The organism is Filomicrobium sp. (assembly GCF_025698805.1).
Classification (GTDB): Bacteria; Pseudomonadota; Alphaproteobacteria; order Rhizobiales; family Hyphomicrobiaceae; genus Filomicrobium; species Filomicrobium insigne.
In genome coordinates this window covers 347,627-364,009 of record NZ_JAILWT010000001.1, presented here as the reverse complement: position 1 = coordinate 364,009, position 16,383 = coordinate 347,627, and the positions used below count along the sequence as shown (strand labels likewise).

Sequence of the window (16,383 nt, the reverse complement as noted above, 5' to 3'; positions counted from 1 at the left end):
CTTTCTGCGCGGTCATGCGTTCACACGATCTGATCGAGAATTTTCTTCATCTCATCGAAAGAGAAGGCGCGAAGCGTTTCTGAGCGAACATTGCCGCGCGATGTCACGCTGAGCGAAAGAGCGGTCACCGACTCGTCGTCGGGGGCTTCGCAAATGGCGACGACGTCATGAGACCCTAAGGTCCAGTACATATCTAAAACGGACGCGCCGACCTTTGAGGCCATCTTCTTGAAGGCTTCAGCGCGTTGCACCGTTTCTTTAACGTCCTTGATGCCTTTGTCTGTAAAGTTCGCAAGCACAACATATTTGGCCATCGGAAACTCCATCACTTGGTCCCCGGCCCGTCTTGCCTCTTTTGCTTCCGCGCGCTTAGGCGGAACATCTCTGCACAATATCATATGGCTTGGCGCGCAGCGTATATTTTCGAGCTGATTTCAAATGAGCCCTCTACTCATCAGTTCCGTGCCAAGGACCACGAGGCCAAGAAGGAACCATCGGCGAAACGCCGCTGCGCTGATCCTTTGGCGGATCAATTGCCCGGTCCACATGCCAACGAGCGCTGGAGCAATGGTGAGCGTCGACATACCCAGATCCGACACTTGCAAAGCACCTTGCAAACCTAACCCGATTGCGAGCGCGATGGTTGATACGGTGAAGGAGAGGCCCAGCGCTTGCACCAGGTCATCCCGTTTCAGGTCGAGACCCTGAAGGTAAGGCACGGCAGGAATGACGAAGACACCCGTACCGCCTGTGACGACACCCGTCGTCAGGCCAATAAGCGGAGAAAGCCATTTTTCTGAAGCATCTGGCACACGGAGCTGGCGAGCGATCAAGCTATAGAGCGCGTAAATCACCAGCGCCGTACCGAGTGCGGCGGTGGTGACCGCCATATCGCCGCTGGCAATAAAGGACGCCCCTGACACGGTCCCGACGACGATTCCAGCCATCATAAACTTGAGTCGATTGAGGAGGGCCCAGAAGCTAGGTCCCATCAAAAGTTGCCAAACGTTGGTGACAGCCGACGGCACGATCAGGAGCGAAGCTGCGGCGACCGGCGGCATGAAAGCGCCGAGGATGCCCATCGCGACGGTTGGAAGCCCCATGCCGGTGACACCCTTGACGAGACCGGCAAGGAAGAACGTAAGGGCGATGGGGCTGAAGAGCGAGGTCGAGAATTCTGCCATGCCTCATCTGGACGGTCCCGATGACGTCAGGCAATGCGGATGATCCAGAGACAGACTTAGGCTGTGCCGAAGGCTACAGGTCTTGTAATATGCGCCGTATGCGCTTCGACCTTACAGACCTCCGCTTGTTTCTTACGGTTATCGAAGCCGGCAGCATCACCCACGGTGCTGCCGGGGCGAACTTGTCGTTGCCCTCCGCGAGCGAGCGTCTACGCGGCATGGAAGAGGCAAGCGGTGTAATGCTCCTTGAACGGGGACGACGAGGCGTGACGCCGACGGAAGCCGGAGAGGCGCTTGCTCACCATGCCCGTTTGATCCTGCGCCAAGTCGATCATATGCAAGGCGAGCTTGGAGAATTTTCCAAGGGTGCAAAAGCGACGATCCGGCTCCTGGCCAATACCGCGGCGATTGCTGAATTCTTGCCGGAGAGGCTTGGGCCTTGGCTAGCAGCGCATCCTCGGATTGATGTGGATCTGAGGGAGCGACAGAGTTCGGACATCGTTCAGGCTGTGACCGGGGGGCTGGCGGAGCTAGGCATCGTTTCCGATGCTGTCGATCCCGGCGTTTTACAACTTGAGCCTTTTGCGATTGATCGTCTGGTGATTGTCGCACCGCGAGGTCATCCATTGACTGCGTTCAAGCGCGTCGCATTTTCCAGTGTGCTCAAATACAAGTTTGTAGGCCTGTCAGCCGATAGCGCTCTGCAAGCTCATATCGAGCTTCAAGTCGCGCGCATGGCACAGAAACTGAAGTTTCGTGTCCGTGTCCGAACGTTCGAAGGCATGTGCCGAATGGTGTCGGACGATGTCGGATTAGCGATCATGCCGGAAGCAGCCGCCCGGCGATGCCGCCGAGCACTGGGCATCGTGGCGATCCGTCTGGAGGACGCCTGGGCGACTCGACAGTTGTCGTTATGTTTTCGCTCGGAAATGGAGCTGACACCTGTGGCGCGAGCTCTTATGAGACATCTTGGAACTGGGAACCGGGCGTGAGCAGGAGCGGAGCAAAGCTACAAATGCGCGCCCGTCGCACCGTTTGAGCCGTTTACGTCATTGGCCATGGCAAGTCTCTGTGCCGTACTCTCAATGCAGGTGGGATAAACACCAGCGAGTACGAGGTCAAAATGGCGCTTGAGAGCATCATTGCAGCCGCATGATAAGGATGCCAAACGTTCAGCGTCCCGAATGCAAACGCTGCCGCGTCGCGTTTCAAGAAGTCCACTAGCCCTGAGCGACTGCATGACGCGGCTCACGTAGCTCCGCCCAACTCCGAGCATGCCTGCGAGCTGCTCCTGGGTAAGAGGAACCTGGTGGTCTCCAGTGCGGTCAATAGCAGCGAGCAGCCACTTCACCGTTCGTTGCTCAATGGAATGAGCGGCATTGCACGCGACTGATTGGAAGACCTGGGCCAAGAGACAATCAGCATATCTCGCAAACAAGTAGCGAAGCGTCAGTGACCTTGCCTTTGCGTATTCCAGATCACCGATGGATATACGCAGGAACGGTCCTGGAAATTGTACGATTGCGCGAGCATAAGCGGGCAGCCGGCCCTGACTTACTATTCCGCCAACGGCGCCCTCTCGCCCGATCAAGGCTGTTTCGACAGCGCGGCCATCATCCATGACGATGACAAAAGAGGCCAACGCCGGACCACAAGGGAAATAGGCATACTGCACGGGGTCGCCAGGCTCGGCTAGTATCGCGCCGGTTTCTCCATGCATTTCCTGAAGAAAAGGCTCTAAAAGCATAAGGTCATCACGCTTCAAAGAGCGCAAAAGATTATTTCGAATGGCGTAGGGTTCAGAAGCCCCCGTCGTTACAGAATGATCCACACGGATACCCCGCTTAGCAATTAACAACGCGGGCTAAACGCCGATCCCCCCCAAAGTGTTCACAAGTGGACAGACAAACTACTGAAGCTCTGTTTACAGTGCCGCGATTACGCGCCGCTAGACGAGGAATTTAGGGGTCGATAACGAGCCAGTGTCGCAACGCGCAAGCTTGTGCACGGACCGCTGAAATAAAGCGGGCAACACGATCACAAGGGATCGACGGGCATTCGCGCTATCTCGTTCGCGAGAGCCCCTCGGCCGTGCCCCACAAACGGAGCGAACGCGGCGATGTTCGATGGGCGCTCCAATTCAAGCGAAAGACTGCTTTCGCCAGATAAGGTTATTGAATGACAGCACCCTTGCGTACTGATGCAGCGCCAATCCCAACTGGTGTTCCAGGTCTCGATGAAATTTTAGTGGGCGGTTATGCCACGAACAGGGCACATCTCATTGAGGGACGGCCGGGTTCCGGCAAAACGACGTTAGGCCTTCAGTTTCTATTGGAGGGACGGGAGCTCGGTGAGACCTGCCTCTACATCACACTTTCAGAAAGCCGTCGGGAACTCCTATCTGTAGCGTCTCGTCATGGCTGGTCGCTCGATGGCATCGAGATATTCGAACTCGTTCCTCCGGAGTTGAGCTTCGATCCGAAACAGCAGCAAAGTCTCGTCTATTCCTCCGACCTTGAGCTAGGTGAAACAGTCCGCATGGCGATGGCGGAAATCGAACGAGTAAAACCCACGCGCGTTGTTTTCGATTCACTTTCCGAAATACGACTACTGTCTCAAGGCTCATTGCGGTATCGGCGGCAGGTGCTCGCCCTGAAGAGCTACTTCCTGCTGAACGATGCCACTGTCCTTATGCTTGACGACCTCACGTCGGATCATGATGACCTCAACCTGCATTCTATAAGTCACGCAGTAATACGTCTTGATCAGGTCGTACCGGCTTACGGTTCTGAGCGGCGCAGGGTTACCGTTACGAAGATGCGCGGAACGGCCTTCCGCGGTGGCTACCACGACCTGATCATTGAACGTGGCGGTCTACGGATATTCCCGCGTCTCAAGGCTGCTCATCATCATCGAAACTTCGAACTTGATGTGATCCCAAGCGGCGTTGCTGGTTTGGACAAAATACTTGGGGGCGGCCTGACTCGCGGTACGAGCACGCTGATTGTGGGCCCCTCCGGTGCGGGAAAATCCACCTTAGCCCTAAGCCACCTGTGGGAATCATTGCAGCGTGGCGAGCCCGCTTTGATCATCAGTTTCGATGAGACCACAGGAATTCTACTGCAAAGGGCTAAGGGCGTTGGATACGACCTTAGCCCCCACATTGACACTGGCCGATTGAAGATTGAGCAGATTGATCCAGCCGATGTCTCGCCGGGAGAGTTTTCCGGCCGCGTAAGAGCGGCGGTTGAGGAACGCGGTACACGCCTCGTCGTGATTGACAGCTTGACGGGCTACTTGAACGCGATGCCGGAGCAGCCGTTCGTTGTTCTGCAGATGCACGAGCTGCTGACATACCTGAATCAGCAGGGTGTTGTTACAATCCTAATTCTCTCGCAGCACGGCATGGTCGGACAAATGGTGTCACCGGTGGACCTCACGTACTTGAGCGACTCTGTAGTGATGCTGCGGTTCTTTGAAGCGAATGGTCGCATTCGGCGGGCCTTGTCGGTGTTGAAAAGGCGGACCGGATCTCACGAAGATACGATCAGGGAATTTAGGATCGATCATCGGGGCTTGCGCGTTGGTCTGCCTCTGGAAAAATTCCGGGGTGTGCTGACGGGCGTGCCGACGTTCGATGGCGAATCCGCCACGCTCCTTGATGATCGTGAGGTGGAATACAATGGAGAGCTATGACGCGCCTGTGCTGCTACTTGCCCCGACCGGGCGAGACGGTTCAGTCGCGTCAGCTATCCTACGTGAAGTTGCCATTGAATCCGAAGTGTGCTCCGAACTTAGTGATCTTGTCGCAAAGCTGGACGGGGCCTCTTGCGCGGTCGTCACGGAGGAGGCGCTTTTAAACGCTGATCGCGCAGCACTTGCGGATTGGATAGTGCGTCAGTCGGCATGGTCGGACCTCCCTTTCGTTCTACTTACCTTTCGTGGGGATACACCGGTCGAGCATCTCATTGAGTTGCTGGGAAACGTGACGGTGCTGGAGCGTCCGTTCCACCCGACTGTTTTAGTCAACGCCGTCAAATCGGCGGTGCGAGCACGTCACCGGCAACGCGAAGTCGAAGCGCATTTGCAAGAACGCGAACAGACACACGAACGCCAGGAACTGCTAATTCGCGAATTGCATCATCGGGTCAAGAATACTCTCGCCACGGTGCAGGGATTGCTCGGAGCAACGGCCCGCACTGCGCGATCCATTGATGATTTTCATCATTCCTTCGTTGAGCGGATCGTCTCGCTTGGCCGCACGCACAATCTGCTGACCGAAGACTATTGGCAGACGGCGTCGCTAATCGAACTTCTGAGGAACGAATTAGGCCACTATGATAATGCTGCAAAGCAACGGATCGTACTTGACGGTCCCCAGGTGGAACTATCAGCTGACCTCGCCGTGCCGATCGGTATGGCTGTGCATGAGCTAACGACAAATGCTGCAAAGTACGGCGCTTTATCTGCGCCTGATGGAAGCATAGAGGTTCTGTGGAGGGTCGCAAACGTCAACCCGGGGCGCAAACTCTCGATTAGTTGGACCGAACGCGGGGGGCCACCGGTCAAGCAACCACGTCGCAAAGGCTTCGGGTCAACGCTGCTACATCGGGTGCTTGCTGCACAGTGCGGTGCGGAGATTGAGATCGCCTACGAGCGAGAAGGACTTCATTGCCGGATGAATATTCCTCTGACCGAGAAATCCAGATCCGCGGAACCAACGCTGCACCCCGCGGCATGAAGTGCTTCCGCTTCGGCAATCGCCTCTAACTTTCCCAGATTTCGTGCTTGGAATTCCTTAAACTTGCGCATAGTATGTTCCCATGTTTGGGAGCTTGGCTATGGCATGACGATAGTGGGTGCATCAGTTTTGACGGACTACGCGGATAAGAATCCGCGAGCGAGGCCGGCATTGCGCGCGCTCAATGTTCTGCTGCAGCAAGCAGTGTGGACGAACCCTGATGGTCTTGCCCGTGAATGCGGTGCTCTCGTCGGCGCCGATGAAGGCACTCAGACAGTTCTGGAGTTGCGTGATGCAGGCTGTCGCGTCGTGCTCAACATCAACTATCAGCTCGGCGTGGTTCGCATCACGTCTGTTTCGGCGATGAAGGAGACTCGAAAGAGATGACGAAGTCCGCGATTCAAACCATCAGGCCGATTAAATCTGAAGCAGACCATCGCGCCGCTCTCGCTGAAATTGACCGGCTCTTTGACGCTCCGGCCGGCTCGGAGGACGGAGACCGTCTTGAAGTGCTCTGTGTTCTTGTCGCCGATTACGAGCGTAAATCGTATCCCGTAGAGCCGCCCGATCCGATTGAGTTTTTGACATTCGCGATGCAGGCTCAGGGGCGCACGCAGGCGGACTTGGCGCAAGTCCTGGGCTCCCGCTCTCGGGCCTCCGAAATCCTGAACCGGCGTCGACACCTTTCTGCGGAGATGATCGCGAAACTCTCCAAGGCGTGGAACATGCCGACCAAACCGCTTTCAGCACCCTATGCGATCGCGGGAGGCATGAAGCGAACGGTTGTCCGCGGTGTGGCGGCCCTTGGGCTTGTCCTCATGCTCGGTGCCTTCACCGTTGGCGGTGTTTTCTGGAGTTACGGTCGACAGCTGCCAAGCACAGCGGATATTGCCAATTACACGCCGCCGAATATCGTGCGTTACGATGATAGCGGTCGGTTGGCTGAGTACCGTCGCTTCATCCCGCTGACATCGATCCCGAAACACGTCGTAAAGGCGTTCCTCGCCGCTGAAGATCAGGACTATTATGGCCACTCCGGCTTCAGTGTGTCCGCGATTGTTCGCGCCACCTTCCAGAACGTCGGAGATTTGGGAAGTGGCCGCAAGCCCTCCGGTGCCGCCACGATCACACAGCAGCTCGCCAAAAATATTCTGCTTACGGGGCAGCCCCCATCGATCTCGCGCAAAGTGAAGGAAATCATCCTTGCTAGCCGTATCGAGGATGCGTTGGATAAAGACCGGATACTGGAACTCTACCTCAACCAGATCTACTTCGGCGGTCATGCTTATGGGATCGCTGCGGCTGCCGAGCAGTATTTTGGCAAGGACCCCGCTGGTCTTACTGTCGCGGAAGCGGCCTATCTCGCCGCCCTTCCAAAGGCACCGAACAACTACCGGCTCGATGTCCCAACCAATCATGAGCGCGCGAAGGAACGCCGCGATTGGGTCCTCGATCGTATGGCCGAAGACGGACTGATAACGGTATCGGCGGCGCACTTTGCACGAGCGGAACCGTTGATCGGAAACTAACGCGAGAGCACAGACGCGGAATTGCAATGGGAAGCGCTAGCCGCTTCCCATGTGAACAATCCAAAGGCTATTTCAAAGTAAGCGGTAAGCCGGCTGCCATAAGGATAACGTTGTCAGCAATCTCTGCGACGCGTTGATTGAGCAGCCCCTGCGCATCTCGAAACTCTCGAGCGAGCTTATTGTCCGGCACGATACCGAGCCCGACTTCGTTGGAAACGATGACCAGCGTTCCACGAGCTTCTTTAATCGCAGCCAACAGGGCGTCGCTCTCCCATTCCACCGAGCGACCTGCCAACATGACGTTGCTGAGCCAGAGCGTAAGGCAATCAACAAGCAGTGCGCCATCATCCTCGCAGTTGTCGCGAACAGCTTGCGCTAAGTCGAGCGGCTCTTCCACGGTCGCCCAACGATCATCCCGACGCTCTTTATGAGCCTCGAGACGCTCCCGCATCTCGCCGTCGAAGGCTTGGGCCGTTGCAACATAGATCCACGGCGGGGGAAGAGCCATCACGAGGCTTTCCGCTTTTTTGCTTTTGCCGGATCGCGCGCCGCCAAGCACAAGCGTGATGTGGTTGTTAGGTTCTGAAGGCATCTTTTCGAATTCGTCGGTGAAGTTCAGTGCGCCCAATATCAGGACCGGAGTGTGCGCGGCAACCGCTTAAGCACGAGCGGTGCGGTGCGCGAAAGAAGTTTCCCGATCGCGCTGCCATGTTTCAACGCCGTCCCGCGTCGCCTGGTACACGGCTGCGCCAACCGCTTCACCGAGGGCAGTGTGCAGGCCCGCGAATTGTGCGACCGTACCGTTTATTGGTGCTGCGACGACAATGCAGTCGGTCCCCGTTCCCGTTAAGGTGACGCCATCGCGCTGAACATCGGCCTCAAGTATCGCAGTCGTGCGCGCCTGCGTCACAACGGACATTGTTTCGAGGAAAGCCCCCTCTGAAAGCGGCCGCGACACATGCAGAAGCGTATTGATCGTGCCAGCCAACGGCACAGGGGTGGAAATACGTCGGCCGACGCGTTCGCCGTTTGAAAGTCCCGCTGTTGTGAGACAGGTGGCGGCATCGTCCTCGATGATCGATTGTGAGACGTGATGACGGCGAATATCGCGAGAGGTCACTAGCGTGACTGCGTCTGACAGATTGGCCTCTACCATGCGTCGGGAAATGTACGAGGCGGCGTCGGTATCTTGCGGCAGATCCGTGTTACACACCTCTATCCAGGCAACGCACTGCGCCACCCGTGCGCCCGGGTGCGTGAGAGACCAGCTCAGCATGCGTTGAGGTTCGAAGAACTTCGCCACCAGAAACGGGCGAAGGCAACTCACCGAAAAAGGAAGTGTCACAGGAATGGGCCTCAGGGCAGTGAAATTAATGTGTTGCTTTCGAGCACGCGGCTGCGCTTGACAAGCGGTCAAGGACATTCAACCTGCACCGCCAATTTCCAAGATCAAAGGGTAAAGAGTGAAAAGCGACGATTGGACAACCCTCTCCTGTCCCCTCCCTTCTCAAGAACATGCCGCAGCAGCCGAGAACCGCCAGAATTCATTGACGAAACCTCCCGGCTCGCTTGGCATTCTTGAGCGGCTTGCAGTGCGGCTTGCCGCGCTTCAGGAGACTGAGCGCCCGAAGGTCGACGACGCGCGCATCATTCTGTTTGCGGGCGATCATGGCATAACTCTGCACGGCGTCTCAGCCTATCCTTCGGCCGTAACGGTTCAGATGCTTCACAACTTCGCAACAGGCGGCGCGGCGATATCCGTTCTTGCGCGTGAACTCAGAGCGCCTCTTGAGGTCGTCGATGTCGGAACGCTGGCAACAACGGAGATCCCCGGTGTTGTGAGAGACAAGCAATGCGCTGGAACGCGGGACTTCTCGACCGAGCCCGCAATGACGATCGAGGAAGCCCAGTTCGCAATGGCAGCGGGGCGGAGAGCCGTGCAGCGTGCAGCCGTTGGCGCCGATCTACTCATCCTGGGCGAGATGGGCATAGGCAATACGACGTCGGCAGCCGCTGTCGCTTCTGCGCTTCTTTCAAAGTCCCCGGATGATCTCGTGGGGCGTGGCACCGGCCTCGACAATAAGGGCGTCGAGCACAAGGCACGCATGATCAACGCCGCGTTGAAGCTGCATGGACTAGGAGGGACGGAAAAATCTCCGCTCGAAACTCTGGCGTGTGTCGGTGGTTTGGAAATTGCGGCTCTGACGGGTGCGATTATCAGCTCCGCTCAATCGCGTGTCCCGGTTCTGATCGATGGCTTTATCGTTTCCGTCGCAGCGCTTCTGGCTGTGCGGATCAATCCATCGTGCAAGGAGTGGCTCGTTTATTCGCATCGCTCCTATGAACAGGGTCATCAGCAGGTTCTCGAAGCGTTAGATGCCGAACCGCTACTCGATCTGAAGCTGCGGCTCGGGGAGGGCTCTGGCGCTGCTTTGGCGCTCCCTATCGTGAAACTTGTCTGTGCCCTGCACGCCGGCATGGCAACGTTTGACGAAGCGAACGTGTCGGGGCGTGGCTGATGCGCCAGATCGATCTGCTCCGTCACGGCGAAACAGAAAGAAAAGGGGTGCTGCTGGGCCGCACCGACGCAGTCTTGTCGGAACTGGGTTGGCAGCAGTTCGAGAAGCAGACCAGAAATCGTGAGTACTGTATAATCCTGACATCGCCACTGAAACGTGCCCGCGAACCGGCCGAACAGCTTGCGAACGCGCGCAACGTGCAGACACGCCGCGATAAAGACTGGGCGGAACTCGATTTTGGCGCATGGGATGGGAAGCCGGTCGCGGAGCTCCGGAAGGATGCTGAGATCGCACAGGCGTTAGATGCCTTTTATCGTGATCCAAACGCCTCGGGGCCGCCTGGTGGAGAAAACTGGACGACGCTGAGCGATCGCATCGCTCTTGCACTTGGCAGACTTCTGGAGGCGCCAGACGAGGGTAACGCGCTCATCGTCACCCATGCCGGGCCAATGCGCGCGGCTCTCTCCCTCGCTTGCGATATTCCCCTAGATCGTGTTTGGGCACTTAAGATTGACTACGGGACCCGCATCACCTTGCGCTTCGGCCGTGTAGACGGGAAATTTTGGGGCGAGATTATCGAGATCGTGCAGCCATGAATTTGCAGACATTCGGCTACGCCCTTCAATTTCTGACGAGACTTCCAGCGCCGCAAACCGCGGAATTCAATCCGGCGGATCTATCCCGTTCGGCAGGGTGGTTTGCCGTGGTTGGGGCAATTATCGGGGCCATTGTCGCCGCAGGCTTTTGGGCGGGATATTTCATTTCACCCTGGCTTGGGGCGCTCGTAGCGCTCGTGCTGTGGGTATGGGTGACAGGCGGTCTGCATATTGACGGGCTCGGCGATGTGGCCGATGCGCTGGGCGCGGCGCATCGTTCTCCTGAGCGTTTTCTGGAAGTGCTGCGCGATCCCCATGTCGGATCCTTTGGCGTCATAGCAATCGTTTTGCTGCTCATCGCTAAGTTGGTGCTTTTGGCTCAACTTTCCGAAGGATGGCACACGCTGGCGGCGCTCGTCCTTGTTCCTGCGTGGGCGCGATGGGGCACACAAGTGTGGAGCCTCTACGTGCCGCCTCTGGCAAGCGGATCAGGAGAGCGCTTCTCTTGGCAGATCAACCGACCCGTTGTCGTTGTCCAAGGGGGCATCTTGGCGCTTTTGAGCGTCTGGCTGGCTCCCGCATTGTTGGCGGCCCTGCTCATCATCCCGTTGATCGCCGTCTATTGGCGCGTCCGTCTAAGGGGCATCACGGGCGATTGTCTCGGTGCGAGCGTCGAAGTGACGGAGACGCTCTTGCTGTTGGCAGTTGTCGTGGCTGCCGTCATCCTCGCAGGCTAGATGTTGGTGCCAATCGCGCGAAGCGCCTGCTCCAGCCGCCGCCAAGATTCTTCCGGTCCCGGCAAGCCAAAGCGCAGCCACGTTGGCGCGTAGGAGAACTGGCGCACAAGGATGCCGTGCTGCGCCAATGTGTCGGCCACTTGCGCCGCACGCGAATGCGTGGCGAGGCGAAAGAGAGGCGTTCCGCCGATAACCGAGCAGCCACCGCAGGTTTCCAGAAGTGCATCGAGCCTGCGCTGAGCGTTCTGCAGCCGCGTCACGGCTTTCTCGCGCCACGCGATATCGGCAAGGGCTGCTGCGCCGATCGACAAAGCCGGACCGGATACCGCCCACGGTCCAAAATAATCGCGCAGCTGTGAAGCAAGGTCTTCGTGCGTAATCGCAAATCCGAGGCGCAATCCGGCAAGCCCATACATCTTGCCGAAGGAGCGAAGTACGATCGTTGCGGGCGGAAGATCAGGAATAAGACTTACGTCTGGCGCCATGACATCGGCGAACGCCTCGTCGACCACAAGCAGCCCATCTCGGGACTGCAGCTCGGCGGCCACCCCCCGCAATCGTTCTGTAGGTATGACTTGGCCGGTAGGATTGTTGGGATTGACGACGATGGCCACGCGGGCACTCGCGATGGTCGTCAGGTCGGGAACTTCAACAACGTAATGGCCCTCGTGCCGCCAAGCCTTGGCGTGCTCACTGTAAGTCGGACTGAGAATAGCGATCTGCGAGCGAGCAATAAGCCGTGGCAGAATCTGTATGAGGGCTTGCGTGCCTGAGGCGGGGATGACCATGTCCTGGTTCTGCGCGCCATAGCTCCGGGCAGCAGCTTCGCGCAACGCCAACTCATGAGAGCGCTGCGGCAATCGCGACCATATCTCCGGGGTCAACGGTGGAATCGAATAAGGAAAAGGATTAATACCCGTCGACAGGTCAATCCACGGCTCTGGCGCGGAAGGAAAACGTTGACGCGCCGCGTCGAGGTTTCCGCCGTGCAATAGATGTTCCGGCTGCGTCGCCATCGTGGTAGCACCTGTCGGCTGTGCCAAGCTATTGAACTGCAAACCCGTGTACGCTCCTCTCACGCTGATCGCATTGTTATTCGAAGCAGCCTGCGGCTACCCGCAAAGGCTGTATCGCGCGTTGGGGCACCCTGTCAGTTGGATCGGCCGACTGATAACATGGTGCGAGAGCGCCTGGAATGGGACGCAATATTCATTCGAACAAAGGCGCTTCAACGGGCTAATGGCACTCGTTGTGTGCCTATCAGCAACATTGATTGCGAGCCTCGCATGTGTGCTCATTGCTGACCGGCTTTTACCGCATCCCCTGAATGTCGTCATTGTCGGTATCGTCGCCAGTGCCTTTATCGCGCAACGCAGCCTGTATCAGCACGTCGAAGCTGTTGCCGATGCGCTCGAAAGTGAGGGCATAGAATCCGGCCGCAGAGCTGTTGCGATGATTGTTGGACGCGATCCGACGTCGCTTGATGAGCATGCCGTCAGTCGAGCCGCCATTGAGAGCCTGTCTGAGAATTTTTCCGATGGCATTGTTGCCCCGACCTTCTGGCTCCTTATCTCCGGGCTGCCTGGGGTAGCTGCATACAAGACCATCAATACCGCTGACAGCATGATCGGACATAAGAGCGATCGCTACTTGGCGTTCGGTTGGGCCGCAGCCCGTCTGGACGACATTGTCAACTTACCAGCATCGCGTTTGTCCGGCTTGCTGATCGCCGCTGCTGCGTTTCTTCTTCCGCAGATGAACGGACGCGATGCGTTACAGGCAATCGCCCGCGATGCGGGCCAGCACCGATCGCCGAACGCGGGCTGGCCTGAAGCGGCAATGGCCGGTGCGCTCGGCCTCAAACTTGCGGGACCGAGGATATATGATGGCCTGACAGTCCCTGATCATTGGATGGGACAGGGACGTGCTGAGGCCAACGCGGTCGATATCCGGCGCGCATTGCAAGTCTATCGCATCGCGTGCGTGATACAGGCCGTTGCTATTGCCGTTCTCGCGATTGCTATGAACGTCTGGATTTAGCTAGAACGGGTTGATGTAGTTCATGATCGCCGTCATCCGAAGCATCACGCGTCGTATCACATGCGTGGGCTTGAGACGCTCAGTGAAGATTGCCGCATCGCCAGCGGTGCCTGCCGGCAAGCGTTGTGCTGACTTCGCATCATCAAGTTTAATCAGCACGACGAAGGGATCAGAAAATACCTTCGGGGGGGCAATGGCTTGCCCCGATATTTGGGTCTGACCAGAAGCGATCGCCTGGAGTACAGATTCCACGCGACCTTTAAAGATCTTCCCTGGAAAGAACTTGAAGGTCGCTTCGACGCGCTGCCCAGGTTCAACGAACCGCGCACTGATTTGTTTGATCTCTACGCCGATGAGCGTCTCAGATGTATCGATAAACGCCATCGCGGGAGAGAGCGGTAGGGATGCGACGCGCGCCCCTTTACGAAGCGCGATATTCGTCACGTAGCCATTGGCGGGCGCGCGGACGACCGTCTTATCGAGGTTCCATTTCGCCGCTTCGAGTTGTGCCCGGAGCTGTTTGACTTCAGCCTCACGCTGCTGGACATCGAACAGCCTTCCGGTATCCCGGCTATGCAGCTCGGCCATTTGTTCGTAACGGAGCTGAGCAAACTTGAGTTGTGCATCGAGTGAGTCGACCTGCGTCTGAAACGGGACAGGATCGATGCGAAAAAGGACGTCGTTGGCCTTTAGCGGAACATTGGCCTCGACGGGAACTTCGATAACTTCTCCGGCTACGTCTGGTACAATTGGAACCGAATGCCGTCTGACGAGAAGCGGGCCCGAGGGTGCGGCCCAGCCCATAGGAATGAAGAGGAGAATATTGAGCAGGACAAATACGAGGATCGGAGAAAGTTTCCAGAACAGATTGAACGGAATGATCTTGATCTTGACCAGTATGAAAAGAATGAGAAGGTAGACGAGAACGAGAAATATGATCATCGAGCAGCCTCCCGCTTATAGGGTGCGGGGGCGTCGACAAAGGCCCAGACGAGGGCGAGTGGCCAGAAAACAAAACCACAGATCAGAGTAACCCAACCCGCCACTGCGACACCTTCTGCCCACGGATGATTACGCTTCTTCGCGATATACCCCGGCGCCATTCCCAAAGCGACAAAGATAGCGATCAATGTGCTGAGTAAGATGATTAGAATGAAAATGGCGAATATATCAATGAAATGCATATATTCCCTCCGGAATTTCGAAGTAGGACGCTTCTTCTCTGACGAATATTGTCGGCGTCATATTCAAGACGCGTGGTGGTACGAGCTGCGCGAGATACTTGCGCAGCCCGTAAAGGGACGTCACCTTGCGCCCATATTCTCTTTCAGTTGAGCTTCGATTTTTGTGAGATTGAAGGATCCCGGTGTCTGGCTTGGGGGATAGTCCTTCATGGTCTGTAGGAATTTGGCGGCGAGACCTTGCAGCGGCACGAGAACGAATGCCCGGTCGAGGAACCAGTCATTGTATATGTTCGCGTTGTGCTGCGCGCGTTCGAATGGATCTCGGCGCAGATTGAACAGCAGCGGAACGCGAAGCTCCGTGAACGGCTCACGCCACACACCGAAGGCCTGCCCGCGGTTCTCCAAGAAAACGGTTTTCCACGCATCATACCGTATCGCGACTACTTGACCGTCGTCGTTGACGTACATGAACTCTTTGCGCGGAGACTCCTCGACCTCTCCGGAGAGGTATCCCAGCATGTCGTAGCCGTCGATGTAGTTCCTGTAGGAACGACCATTGAGTTCGACACCTTGTAAGAGCTTTTCTTTTATAACTGGATCCCCTGCCGCCGCAGCGAAGGTTGGGAGCCAGTCTTCATGCGAGACGATTCCGTTCAGAGTGACGCCGCTTGGAAATTTTCCGGGCCAACGTACGAACGCCGGCACCCGGTAAGCGCCTTCCCAGTTCGAATTCTTCTCACTTCGAAATATCGTAATCGCCGCATCAGGCCATGTATTGAAATGCGGTCCGTTGTCGGTCGAGTAGAACACGATCGTGTTGTCGGCCACGCCAAGTTCGTCGATCAGCTGCAATAGCTCACCAACGTGCCCATCGTGCTCGACCATGCCGTCATGGTATTCGTCGCCGTCGGGACCTGAAATTCCCCGATGCTCCTGCCTTACGTGTGTACGGAAGTGCATACGGGTTCCGTTCCACCATGTGCACCAAGGTTTGCCGTCGTTGTGCTGGCGTTGGATGAAGTCCTTAGCAGCGGCGACGGTCTCATCGTCGACGGTTTCCATGCGCTTTTTGTCGAGGGGCCCCGTGTCTTCTACCTTCTGCGTTCCATCCGGGTTTGCCCATGAATGGATCACTCCGCGTGGGCCGAACTTCTTCCGGAATTCAGGGTCTTTCGGATAGTCCTCGTTCTCTGGCTCCTCCTCGGCGTTGAGGTGATAGAGGTTGCCGAAGAATTCGTCGAAGCCGTGCATAGTTGGCAGGTGTTCGTCGCGGTCACCTTGATGGTTCTTGCCGAACTGGCCGGTGGAGTACCCGAGGCTCTTCAAAACGGTGGCGAAGGTGACATCCGTTTTCTGCCAACCTTCCTTTGCGCCAGGTAAGCCAACTTTCGTCATTCCAGTACGCACCGGCACGTTGCCGCCGATGAAGGCGGCGCGACCAGCTGTACAACTCTGCTGCCCGTAATAGTCGGTGAAGCTAACGCCTTCCTTGGCGATCCGGTCGATGTTGGGAGTCGTGTAGCCCATCATGCCGCGATTGTTGTGGCTGATGTTCCACATGCCGATGTCGTCACCCCAAATAATGAGAATATTCGGCTTGCTATCGTCTGCGGTAGGAGCGGATTCCGGCGCGGCTTGCGCTTTTGCGTCTTGTTGCGACCCGTTCACTGCTGCCAACGCAATGAGCGAAGCTCCCGTCAGCAAGACATTCCTGCGGTTAGGGGTGAATGAATCAGTCGCCGCTTGATTATCGTGGTTCTCAACGTCTTGCATTGTGAAATCCTCGCTATGTCATTGGCTCTCATTCCCTCGTTCCCCGTTCCAGTTTGCTCCTGTTATCTCTAGAGGCGCCT

18 protein-coding genes are annotated in these 16,383 nt (G+C 57.0%); 9 read left to right on the top strand and 9 right to left on the bottom strand.

The annotated features are described in order from the left end of the window. Positions 1–20: 20 nt before the first annotated feature. Together K5845_RS01670 and K5845_RS01665 are read right to left on the bottom strand one after the other, a co-directional pair. Positions 21–314 carry a GYD domain-containing protein gene (locus K5845_RS01670; RefSeq protein WP_046480072.1) on the bottom strand — a complete coding sequence of 98 codons (294 nt, stop codon included), beginning with the start codon at positions 312–314 and terminating at the stop codon, positions 21–23. A gap of 120 nt (positions 315–434) precedes the next feature. Then, positions 435–1,184 carry a sulfite exporter TauE/SafE family protein gene (locus K5845_RS01665; RefSeq protein ID WP_287958151.1) on the bottom strand — a complete coding sequence of 250 codons (750 nt, stop codon included), beginning with the start codon at positions 1,182–1,184 and terminating at the stop codon, positions 435–437. 98 nt (positions 1,185–1,282) lie between these two features. On the opposite strand from K5845_RS01665, the gene K5845_RS01660 reads away from it, so the two are divergent. After that, the gene (locus K5845_RS01660; protein ID WP_090227386.1) at positions 1,283–2,176 is read left to right on the top strand and encodes a LysR family transcriptional regulator; all 894 of its coding nucleotides are present in this window, start codon (positions 1,283–1,285) and stop codon (positions 2,174–2,176) included. 17 nt (positions 2,177–2,193) lie between these two features. Here K5845_RS01660 and K5845_RS01655 read toward each other — a convergent pair whose 3' ends face one another. After that, positions 2,194–2,931: a Crp/Fnr family transcriptional regulator gene (locus K5845_RS01655; RefSeq protein WP_082101242.1), complete on the bottom strand. Its 738-nt coding sequence runs from the start codon at positions 2,929–2,931 to the stop codon at positions 2,194–2,196. Positions 2,932–3,362: 431 nt separating this feature from the next. Between K5845_RS01655 and K5845_RS01650 the strand changes: the two genes are divergently transcribed. The 4 genes from K5845_RS01650 to K5845_RS01635 all read left to right on the top strand — a co-directional run bounded on the left by K5845_RS01650 (position 3,363) and on the right by K5845_RS01635 (position 7,454). After that, positions 3,363–4,880 (top strand): ATPase domain-containing protein, encoded by a 1,518-nt coding sequence (locus K5845_RS01650; RefSeq protein WP_046477483.1) that lies wholly within the window; start codon positions 3,363–3,365, stop codon positions 4,878–4,880. Beyond that, complete coding sequence (locus K5845_RS01645) at positions 4,867–5,925, top strand: sensor histidine kinase (RefSeq protein ID WP_046477485.1); 1,059 nt, start codon at positions 4,867–4,869, stop codon at positions 5,923–5,925. The genes K5845_RS01650 and K5845_RS01645 overlap by 14 nt, the downstream gene beginning before the upstream one ends. A gap of 105 nt (positions 5,926–6,030) precedes the next feature. Further along, entirely contained in the window at positions 6,031–6,312 is a 282-nt protein-coding gene (locus K5845_RS01640; RefSeq protein WP_046477486.1) for a hypothetical protein, read from the top strand. Then, complete coding sequence (locus tag K5845_RS01635; protein WP_090226685.1) at positions 6,309–7,454, top strand: transglycosylase domain-containing protein; 1,146 nt, start codon at positions 6,309–6,311, stop codon at positions 7,452–7,454. Before K5845_RS01640 ends, K5845_RS01635 begins: the two co-directional genes overlap by 4 nt. A gap of 67 nt (positions 7,455–7,521) precedes the next feature. Here the strand turns inward: K5845_RS01635 and cobU are convergent, their stop codons facing one another. Both cobU and K5845_RS01625 read right to left on the bottom strand, forming a co-directional pair. Continuing rightward, positions 7,522–8,046: a bifunctional adenosylcobinamide kinase/adenosylcobinamide-phosphate guanylyltransferase gene (gene cobU, locus K5845_RS01630; protein ID WP_287958149.1), complete on the bottom strand. Its 525-nt coding sequence runs from the start codon at positions 8,044–8,046 to the stop codon at positions 7,522–7,524. Positions 8,047–8,112: 66 nt separating this feature from the next. Then, positions 8,113–8,799 (bottom strand): adenosylcobinamide amidohydrolase, encoded by a 687-nt coding sequence (locus K5845_RS01625; RefSeq protein ID WP_287958147.1) that lies wholly within the window; start codon positions 8,797–8,799, stop codon positions 8,113–8,115. A 118-nt stretch (positions 8,800–8,917) separates the two neighbouring features. On the opposite strand from K5845_RS01625, the gene cobT reads away from it, so the two are divergent. From cobT to cobS, 3 genes are read left to right on the top strand one after another with little or no spacing between them, the layout of a single operon-like run. Continuing rightward, positions 8,918–9,973, top strand: coding sequence for a nicotinate-nucleotide--dimethylbenzimidazole phosphoribosyltransferase (gene cobT / locus K5845_RS01620; protein ID WP_046477490.1), 1,056 nt, complete (start codon positions 8,918–8,920; stop codon positions 9,971–9,973). After that, a complete protein-coding gene (locus tag K5845_RS01615; protein WP_090226682.1) occupies positions 9,973–10,569 on the top strand; it encodes a histidine phosphatase family protein in 597 nt (198 codons plus the stop codon). Before cobT ends, K5845_RS01615 begins: the two co-directional genes overlap by 1 nt. After that, complete coding sequence (gene cobS / locus K5845_RS01610; RefSeq protein ID WP_046477495.1) at positions 10,566–11,306, top strand: adenosylcobinamide-GDP ribazoletransferase; 741 nt, start codon at positions 10,566–10,568, stop codon at positions 11,304–11,306. Before K5845_RS01615 ends, cobS begins: the two co-directional genes overlap by 4 nt. Here the strand turns inward: cobS and cobD are convergent. Continuing rightward, a complete protein-coding gene (gene cobD, locus K5845_RS01605) occupies positions 11,303–12,364 on the bottom strand; it encodes a threonine-phosphate decarboxylase CobD (protein WP_287958145.1) in 1,062 nt (353 codons plus the stop codon). The genes cobS and cobD overlap by 4 nt on opposite strands. A 4-nt stretch (positions 12,365–12,368) precedes the next feature. Here cobD and cbiB point away from each other — a divergent pair, with 4 nt between their 5' ends. Beyond that, positions 12,369–13,346: an adenosylcobinamide-phosphate synthase CbiB gene (gene cbiB / locus K5845_RS01600; protein WP_287958144.1), complete on the top strand. Its 978-nt coding sequence runs from the start codon at positions 12,369–12,371 to the stop codon at positions 13,344–13,346. Here cbiB and K5845_RS01595 read toward each other — a convergent pair whose 3' ends face one another. The 3 genes from K5845_RS01595 to K5845_RS01585 form a co-directional block, all read right to left on the bottom strand. Continuing rightward, positions 13,347–14,288 (bottom strand): HlyD family secretion protein, encoded by a 942-nt coding sequence (locus K5845_RS01595; protein ID WP_046477499.1) that lies wholly within the window; start codon positions 14,286–14,288, stop codon positions 13,347–13,349. Next, the gene (locus K5845_RS01590) at positions 14,285–14,530 is read right to left on the bottom strand and encodes a DUF3302 domain-containing protein (RefSeq protein WP_046477501.1); all 246 of its coding nucleotides are present in this window, start codon (positions 14,528–14,530) and stop codon (positions 14,285–14,287) included. Before K5845_RS01590 ends, K5845_RS01595 begins: the two co-directional genes overlap by 4 nt. 120 nt (positions 14,531–14,650) lie before the next feature. Further along, the gene (locus K5845_RS01585) at positions 14,651–16,303 is read right to left on the bottom strand and encodes an arylsulfatase (protein ID WP_287958142.1); all 1,653 of its coding nucleotides are present in this window, start codon (positions 16,301–16,303) and stop codon (positions 14,651–14,653) included. Between the last annotated feature and the right edge of the window lie 80 nt (positions 16,304–16,383).

Excerpts from the sequence above, each read along its gene's own strand:
- K5845_RS01595 (WP_046477499.1), bottom strand. The coding sequence starts at position 14,288 with ATGATCATATTTCTCGTTCTCGTCTACCTTCTCATTCTTTTCATACTG.
- K5845_RS01645 (WP_046477485.1), top strand. The coding sequence starts at position 4,867 with ATGGAGAGCTATGACGCGCCTGTGCTGCTACTTGCCCCGACCGGGCGA.
- K5845_RS01665 (WP_287958151.1), bottom strand. The coding sequence starts at position 1,184 with ATGGCAGAATTCTCGACCTCGCTCTTCAGCCCCATCGCCCTTACGTTC.
- K5845_RS01585 (WP_287958142.1), bottom strand. The coding sequence starts at position 16,303 with ATGCAAGACGTTGAGAACCACGATAATCAAGCGGCGACTGATTCATTC.
- K5845_RS01635 (WP_090226685.1), top strand. The coding sequence starts at position 6,309 with ATGACGAAGTCCGCGATTCAAACCATCAGGCCGATTAAATCTGAAGCA.
- K5845_RS01655 (WP_082101242.1), bottom strand. The coding sequence starts at position 2,931 with ATGCTTTTAGAGCCTTTTCTTCAGGAAATGCATGGAGAAACCGGCGCG.
- K5845_RS01660 (WP_090227386.1), top strand. The coding sequence starts at position 1,283 with ATGCGCTTCGACCTTACAGACCTCCGCTTGTTTCTTACGGTTATCGAA.
- K5845_RS01590 (WP_046477501.1), bottom strand. The coding sequence starts at position 14,530 with ATGCATTTCATTGATATATTCGCCATTTTCATTCTAATCATCTTACTC.
- K5845_RS01640 (WP_046477486.1), top strand. The coding sequence starts at position 6,031 with ATGACGATAGTGGGTGCATCAGTTTTGACGGACTACGCGGATAAGAAT.
- K5845_RS01670 (WP_046480072.1), bottom strand. The coding sequence starts at position 314 with ATGGCCAAATATGTTGTGCTTGCGAACTTTACAGACAAAGGCATCAAG.
- cobU (WP_287958149.1), bottom strand. The coding sequence starts at position 8,046 with ATGCCTTCAGAACCTAACAACCACATCACGCTTGTGCTTGGCGGCGCG.
- cobS (WP_046477495.1), top strand. The coding sequence starts at position 10,566 with ATGAATTTGCAGACATTCGGCTACGCCCTTCAATTTCTGACGAGACTT.
- K5845_RS01650 (WP_046477483.1), top strand. The coding sequence starts at position 3,363 with ATGACAGCACCCTTGCGTACTGATGCAGCGCCAATCCCAACTGGTGTT.
- K5845_RS01615 (WP_090226682.1), top strand. The coding sequence starts at position 9,973 with ATGCGCCAGATCGATCTGCTCCGTCACGGCGAAACAGAAAGAAAAGGG.